Source organism: Nocardia sp. NPDC004722 (genome assembly GCF_053601505.1).
In genome coordinates this window covers 1-6,113 of sequence record NZ_JBSGBY010000520.1, presented here as the reverse complement: position 1 = coordinate 6,113, position 6,113 = coordinate 1, and the positions used below count along the sequence as shown (strand labels likewise).

Sequence of the window (6,113 nt, the reverse complement as noted above, 5' to 3'; positions counted from 1 at the left end):
CTCTCCCGGCGGCGACCCGGCCGGTCGCGCCGCGGCGCGGCGTGCGGGTGGCATCGGACTCCGCGGCCTCGGCGTCGGGGGCGGTGTCCGCGGCGGCACGGGAACGGCGTCTGGCCGGGTCCTTGGGATCGGTGGAGCGGGTGCGCTGGGCGCGAGCCGTGCCCGCGCGGCCGGCGCGGGCACGGGCCTTGCGCGGTTCGGCGCTGGAATCGGTCTTGCTCTCGCGGCGGTGCAGCGCGATACGGATCGCACCGATGATCAACACCAGCACGGTGGCCAGGGCCATGGTGGGGAAGCGGTTCACCAGCGGGATGGCCAGATTCAGCAGGATCTCCCGCAGCTTGAGACTGGCGGACCCCATTAGGAGTTGGTAGAACACCGGCACCGCGAGGAACAACAGCAGCGGCGGTAACACGAGGGTGGTGAACAGTCCCCGGTAGCGGACCGCGAGAGTCGCCAGCACGCAGCCGATCACGTAGCAGGTCGCGAAGGTGTGCGTGAGGTCGTCACCGCCGTTGGCGTCGATCAGAAACCCGATGAACGTGCACGTCACGGCGATCAGGACGGCGACTCCGGCCGGGACGCCGGGAACCGACGGCAGGATCGAACGGTGCGACGGGGGCACCTCGGTTCGCTCGCGTTGGGTAACTGCCACGTCAAGCACACTAAGGCATATCCGTGTTTCGCGAGGCAGGCGACATCACGCGGGTATGCGGAATCGCATGAACCCGGCGATAGCTATCGCACCGCAGCGCTTATACCGAGCGGTTGCTCAGGCATCACCGCCTTCCACCCCGAACCCGACCGCACGCGGCCAGGATTCGACGCGGCGCACCTCCGGGACCGGGGCATCGGCGATATCCAGCTCGTGCAGCTTGCGTGCGGTCACCATGACCCGCGACTCCACCGAGGCCACCGTGTGATTGAACGCGTCGACCGCCTTGCCGAGCTGCGAACCCAGCCGGTCCAGATGGCGGCCCGTGGTGTTCAGCCGGGTGTAGAGCTCCCGGCCCAGCTGCTGGATCACCGCCATGTCCGCGGAGATCGCCTCCTGCCGCCAGCCCAGCGCGACCGTGCGGAGCAGGGCGATGAGTGTGGTGGGAGTCGCAAGGACCACATTGCGCCCGAAGGCGTATTCGAGCAGACCCGAATCGGTGTTCAGGGCCGCGTCCAGGAACGGATCGCCGGGCACGAACAGCACCACGAACTCCGGGGATGGATCGAAGGCGGCCCAGTACTCCTTGGCGGCCAGCTGATCCACATGACCGCGCAGGTGCCGGGCGTGCCGGGCCAGATGACCCTCGCGTTCGCGCGGCTCCTCGGTGGCGGCGGCGTCCAGGTAGGCGGCGCACGGCACCTTCGCGTCCACCACGATCTGGCGGCCGCCGGAGAGCCGCACCACCAGGTCCGGGCGGACCACGGTGTCGCCGCGGCGGGTCACCTGGGTGTCGAAGTCGCAGTGTTTGGCCATGCCCGCGAGTTCGACCACCCGCTCCAATTGGATCTCGCCCCAGCGGCCGCGCACCTGGGGTGCGCGCAGGGCGGCCACCAATTGACCGGTCTGGGTGGACAACTGGTGCGAGGTGCGCTGCATGCCCGCGACCTGTTCGCGCAGGCCGGAATACGCGTTGATGCGGTTGTGCTCGACCTCCTGAATGTGGCGGTTCAGAGTGCCGACCGCCTCCCGCAGCGGCTCGACCAGCGTGCCGATGGCATGCGACTGCCGCCGGGCCGCGTCCTCACTGGCCGCGCCGAGTGACTGCCGCAACAATCGCTCGTTGTCCCGCATGGCGGCCAGGCGCGCCTCGGCCACCGCCGCCCGCTGTCCCGCGCGCGCGGCATGCCCGAGCCAGCCCAGGGCCAGCCCCGAAACGAACACCAACAGCAGCGCGAACAGCATCGGTGCGGTCATGGCACGAGATAGTGCCCTACGCCACCGACAGGATGGTGAATCTGGCACCGGTGCGGCGCTTTTGACCGTGCTGTCGCGGTTGGGGGGTGCGAAGTTGTGCGGGTTCTATCGAGGGCGTGTGTGTTTGTCGGCGCAATCGCATAGCGTCTTTCGGCATGCGGATCCTGCACACCTCCGACTGGCATATCGGGCGCACCTTTCATGGCGTCGATCTGCTGATCGATCAGGAGTGTTCGCTGCGGGCCATCGCGGAATTGGTGGCATCGCAGCAAGTGGATGTGGTCGTGCTGCCGGGGGATGTGTACGACCGTTCCATTCCGAGTGCGGATGCGATTGCGGTGTGCAATCGGGGATTCGAGGCAATTCGGGCAGCGGGCGCGGTCATTGTCGCGACTTCCGGCAATCACGACTCGCCGACTCGGCTCGGTGCGCTGGGGAGTTTCGCGGCGGCGGGCGGATTGCATTTGCGCTGCCGGATCGCGGATGTGGCGCGGCCGGTGCTGCTGACGGACGAGTTCGGTGAGATCGCCTTCTACGGCATTCCGTATCTGGAGCCGGAGATCACCCGCGTGGAACTGGGGGTGCCGCAGGCTCGCTCGCACGCGGAGATCCTGGACGCGGCGATGACGCGGGTGCGCGCCGATCTCGCGGGGCGGGTGGGGACGCGGTCGGTGGTGCTCGCGCACGCCTTCGTGGTGGGCGGTGAGGCCACCGGGTCGGAGCGGTCCATTTCGGTGGGCGGGGTGGAGACCGTGCCGCGGTCGGCGTTCGATGGCATCGACTATGTGGCGCTCGGGCACCTGCACTCCCCGCAGACGCTGTCGGAGTCCGTGCGTTACTCCGGTTCACCGCTGCCGTATTCGTTCGGCGAGCGCTCACATCGCAAGGCGGTGTGGATCGTGGATCTCGACGCCGCCGGTCTGTCCACCGTCACCCGCCACGATCTCCCGATCGTGCGCGGGCTGTCGCAACTGTCCGGCCCTCTCGAAACCCTCCTGGAATCCCCGGAGCACGCCGAAGCCGAATCCCACTATGTCTCGGCCACCCTCACCGACGAGGCACGCCCAGTGGACGCCCTGCGCCGCCTGCGTGACCGCTTCCCCCACGCCGTCCATGTGGAATGGCAGCGCCCCGAAGGCAACCCGGAACTGCGCTACCGCGAACGGGTCCATGGCCGCCGCGACACCGAGATCGCCGAGAGCTTCCTCTCCGACGTCCGCGGCACCCCCACCCCCGGCGAGATGACGTGGCTCGAACGCGCCCTCGCCGCCGCCACCCACGAAAAGGACGGCCCACTACGCATTTCCGCGCAAGCGGACCTTCCCAATGAGGTCAGCGCCCCGGCGGCTGTCGGTGCCGGAGATCTGACGGCCGCCGCCGAGCCCGCCGAAGTCGTCGGCTCCTCCGCTCTTGCCGAGGTCGCCGGGCCGAGCCGGGCCGGTCGGTCGAGGGCGCGGGAGGACGCGCTGCCCGGTGCGGCCGAGGCGGTGCGGGTGGTCAGTGCGGCCGGGTTCGACGGGTCGGTGCGTGGGGCGGATGCGGCGGAGGCGGATGCGGCGCTCGGGTTGTTCGATATGGACGAATTCGGGCTCGAGCCGGGCGAATCGGACGAGGCCAACCCGGGGATGACCGCGTGAGTGTTGTGGCGCGAGCCTGCGGCGCTGCGAAACCGAGTCCTTCCGGTGTAGCGGTGCGGAGTGTTTCCAGCGTTGCGGCACAGGGCGTTTCGGCGTGTCGGGTCGTCGGTGGCGGCAGCCGGGTTGTTGGATGTGGTGTGGCGTTGAGGGAAGGGGGCGTCGGGTGCGGCTGCATCGGTTGGAGCTGACGGCGTTCGGGCCGTTCGCCGAGACGGCCGTGGTGGATTTCGACGAGCTCGGGGCGGATGGGCTGTTCCTGCTGCACGGGCAGACCGGGGCCGGGAAGACCACGGTGCTCGACGCCATCGCGTTCGCGCTCTACGGCAAGGTGCCGGGGGCGCGGGCGGAGAGCAAGCGACTGCATTCCGATCACGCGGATCAGCAGACGCCGCCGCAGGTACTGCTGGAGGCCACCCTGGGCGGTCGCCGGTTGCGCCTGATCCGCTCGCCCGAATTCCAGCGGCCCAGCAAGCGCGCCAAATCCGGCTTCGTGAACGAGAACGCCGCCGCCACCCTCGAGTGGCTCGACGGCCGCGGCCAGAACCTGTCCCGCATCCCCGACATCGGCGACGAGGTGCTGCGCCTGCTCGGCATGAGCGCCGACCAGTTCTTCCAGGTCGTGCTGCTGCCGCAGGGCGACTTCGCCCGATTCCTGCGGGCCGACAACGAGGATCGCGAGAAGCTGCTCGAAAAGCTCTTCGACACCGAGCGTTTCGGCACCGCCGAACAATGGCTGGTCGACAAGCGCAAGGCGAGCACCGCCGACCTCGAAACTCGCAAAAACGCCATCGACCGCCTGATCGCCCAGATCAGCACGGCCGCAGGCTCGCTCATCGCGGAAGCCGCCGGTCCCGCTGGATCTTCCGACGCCGTAGGATCCCTCGGTTCGGCAGGATCCCCGAGTCCCGCCGGATCGCGTAATCCTGCTCTGTCGGGCGATCCCATCGGGTCGGTCGGTCCGGGGTCGCTCGGTCCTGTCGAGGCCGTCGGGTGGTCGCGGTCATTGCTGGACGCCGCCCGTGCCAGCCGCACGACCACGGCTGCTGAACTCGCACGGCACCAGCGGGATTCGAAGGCCGTGCGGACCGCCGCCGAGGCCGAGCGTCGCCGCCACGAGCTGCTGCGCCGTCGGACAGCGGCCCGAGCCCAACTCGCCGACTTCACCGCCACCGCGGACACCCGCGCCGCCCGCCAATCAGAACTGGACCGCGCCCGCCGCGCCGAACCCGTCGCCACCGCCCTCACCGAGGCCCGTGCCGCCGCCGTCACGCTGCGCCGTCGCGTCGACGACGCCACCCGCGCCGCTGAACAACTCGCCGACCGTCTCCTGGAGCCGGCTACCGCCGAACTCCCCGGAACGACCTGGGCCGCAGCGGATCTGGCTGCGGCGGAACTGGCGGGCACCGACCTGGCCGCCGATCTGGCGGACATTCCGGCCATCGGCGTGGCCGCTCCGGCTCCAGCCGACCGATCGGGTCCGCTCGCCGGCGATGGCCTCGTCGGTCGGAGTCATCCGGCTCAACCTGCCGACATCTCGGGCGCGGACCTTGGGGGCCGGTACGGCGATACGGCCGGGAACGCGGCGAGTGTCGCCGACGCGAGCGAATCGGTCGGCGGGTGGGAGCCGGATGCGAGCGCCGAGACCGCGCCCGGAGTGCGGGATCACCTCACCTCGCCTGACTTTCGTGCCACCGAGCTGGTTCGCGCCACCGAGATAGGCGGCCCGCAGGTTGCGGAGCATGGCGTAAGCCCACGCGACGGCGATCATGCTCCGGGCAGCGGCCGTGGTCCGGAGTCCGAGCGCGGGTCGGGGCTCGAGGTGGCTGTGCAGCGGTGGAGCGCGCAGGCTGGGTCGTTGGATGAGGTGCGGGCCGACGCGGATTCGGCCACTCGATTGACCCGGGAGCTGCGTGGGCTGCGCACCGAGCAGGCGGAGTTGGACGCGCGGGCGGGCAAGCTGGCGACTCGACTCACGGAGTTGCCGGAAGTCATTGCCGGGGTGGAGGTTCGGTTGCGGGGGGCCGCGGATGCGGCGGCCGCGCTACCGGGCCTCGAGGCGGAATGTCAGCGGTTGCGGACGTCGGCCACCGCGGCAGTGGAATTGGATCGCAAGCGTGCGGAATTGACCCGCGCCGCAGCGGCGTTCGACCAGGCGCGCGCCGCGCACGAGCAGGCGTGGCGGCGGACGCAGTCGCTGCGTGAGCAGCGGATGGCCGGAATGGCGGGGGAGCTGGCGGGGCGCCTGGTCGAGGGTGAGCCCTGCACGGTGTGCGGGTCCCTCGCGCATCCGGACCCGGCGCGACCGGCCGATCATGCGGTGTCCAAGGCGGACGAGGACGCGGCCCTGACCGCGGAACGCAAGACCGAGGCCGGGCGGGAACGGGCCGGGCAGTCGGTGGCCGAGCTGGAACGGGCCGTCGAGGTGCTCGTCGAGCGCGGCGGTGCGGCGGATCGGGCGGAATTGGCTGCCGCGCTGGATGATTCGACACGGCGGTACACCGAGGCGCAGCGGCTGGCGGTGCTGGTGGACGGGCTCACGGCCGAGTTGAGCACCTTACGGGCGG

General features: G+C 70.3%; 3 protein-coding genes and 1 pseudogene. 2 read left to right on the top strand and 2 right to left on the bottom strand.

All coding sequences use genetic code 11. From position 1 onward, the window contains the following. Both ACWELQ_RS35235 and ACWELQ_RS35230 read right to left on the bottom strand, forming a co-directional pair. The coding region (locus ACWELQ_RS35235) for a DUF6542 domain-containing protein (RefSeq protein WP_452401343.1) at window positions 1–655 on the bottom strand (655 nt) is incomplete at its 3' end. Between the two features lie 117 nt (window positions 656–772). Next, window positions 773–1,912: a DNA recombination protein RmuC gene (locus ACWELQ_RS35230; RefSeq protein ID WP_452401342.1), complete on the bottom strand. Its 1,140-nt coding sequence runs from the start codon at window positions 1,910–1,912 to the stop codon at window positions 773–775. Between the two features lie 155 nt (window positions 1,913–2,067). Here ACWELQ_RS35230 and ACWELQ_RS35225 point away from each other — a divergent pair. Beyond that, window positions 2,068–3,201, top strand: a pseudogene (locus ACWELQ_RS35225) (exonuclease SbcCD subunit D); the annotation flags it as partial. A gap of 511 nt (window positions 3,202–3,712) precedes the next feature. Next, on the top strand, window positions 3,713–6,113 hold a 2,401-nt coding region (locus ACWELQ_RS35220; RefSeq protein ID WP_452401341.1), incomplete at its 3' end, for an AAA family ATPase.